This window comes from Brevibacillus sp. AY1 (assembly GCF_029870785.1).
GTDB classification, from domain to species: domain Bacteria; phylum Bacillota; class Bacilli; order Brevibacillales; family Brevibacillaceae; genus Brevibacillus; species Brevibacillus invocatus.
This window is the reverse complement of record NZ_JAFLPN010000096.1, coordinates 1-1583: the sequence shown is the minus strand read 5'-3', so window position 1 is coordinate 1583 and position 1583 is coordinate 1. Positions and strand designations below refer to the sequence as shown.

Sequence of the window (1583 nt, the reverse complement as noted above, 5' to 3'; positions counted from 1 at the left end):
GGGGTACCGCCAGCAAAACGCAGATTTACAACGCTAAGGACTTCTGGATATAAAAATAGCCGGTTTTCACCACGTTAAAGGTGTAACCGGCTTTATATTATCCTTGATTCAGCGGTCGCAGTGATTCTAAGGTGGTAACTCCTTTCGAATCGAAGCGATACTCACCAAGAAAGTTGATATGCTCCCATCCCAATGGAGACATATGTTTTAATAAGTCCTCTCGTAACGTTCCTTTACTCCGAAGTAGATCTGTAGCTTTTCCTAGATAAACCGTATTCCAAACGCTAATTGCATTGATTAAAATGTTTAAAGCGCTCGCACGTTGCAACTGATCTTGCAAAGCACGTTCTCTCAGTTCTCCATGTTTTCCAAAGAAAATGGCTCGTGCCAGTGCGTTCATTGCTTCTCCTTTATTTAATCCGCGTTGGATACGGCGGCGCATCGATTCGCTTGAGATGTAGTCCAGGATAAAAATCGTCTTTTCAATTCGTCCCATCTCTCGAAGTGCTTTGGCGACCTTGTTCTGGCGAGCATAGGAGCCAAGCTTACCCATAATAAGTGCGCCGGACACTTTACCTTCCCGAATAGAATGCGCCAGACGTAAAACATCATCATAGTTTTCACGAATGACCTTCATATCAATTTGACCGCGGAGAAGATTCTCCAGTTTCGGGAAGTCACTGGTTTTTCCGATCGCATAAAGTTTTGCGTCAGACAAATCACGAAGACGTGGGGCAAAACGAAAACCAAGCAAATGAGTTAATCCAAAGACCTGATCTGTATAACCGGCAGTATCCGTATAATGTTCCTCAATTGATAAGTCCGATTCATGGTGCAATAGGCCGTCAATGACATGTACAGCATCACGAGCGTTTGTATTGATAACTTTCGTATAGAACGATGAAAATTGATCACTGACGAATCGATAAATAGTAGCCCCTCTGCCTGATCCGTAATGTGGGTTAGGATCGGCACTGAGAGATGAAACGCCTACTTGCACGCGCATTCCATCAGATGATGATGTGCTTCCATCACCCCAATAGGACGCTAAAGAACGGCGATGATGAAAGTTCACAAGTGTTGCTTGTGCTCTGTTCATTGCATCATCGTACATTCTCCACTGAGCAGCATTGGCTATTTGATGATATGAGATACCGGGTGTTGCATCAGCCATTTTTGTTAAGCCGATATTGGTACCCATAGCCATGAGCGATGCCAGAACAATCGGTTTTTCTTCAGATTTAGGTTGACGGTTGGTTGAAGCATGAATGAATTGCTCATCAAACCCAGTCCAACTTGCTACTTCTAAAAGTAGATCTGTCAGCTTTACCCGTGGCAACATGCCATAGAGAGCAGCGCTATATTGTTTCGCCTCTTCTGGAACATCTTTTTCAAGCCGATTAACATGTAGTCTACCTTTTTCAACGTTTACTCCTTCAAGAGCATCGATGTTGTCACCAATCCACTGTAATCGACAGAGGAGGGACGTAGTTCTTTCCTCAAGGTAGTCTTCTACATTGAGACTCACGGCTAATCTGGTACCGGTTGACTGAGTGGATTTCCATTCGTTTTTTGACACAAGA

Annotated in this window: 1 protein-coding gene; it reads right to left on the bottom strand. The window is 43.8% G+C overall.

The annotated features are described in order from the left end of the window. Nucleotides 1-97: 97 nt before the first annotated feature. On the bottom strand, nt 98-1583 hold a 1486-nt coding region (locus JZI27_RS24815; RefSeq protein WP_280209836.1), incomplete at its 5' end, for a Tn3 family transposase.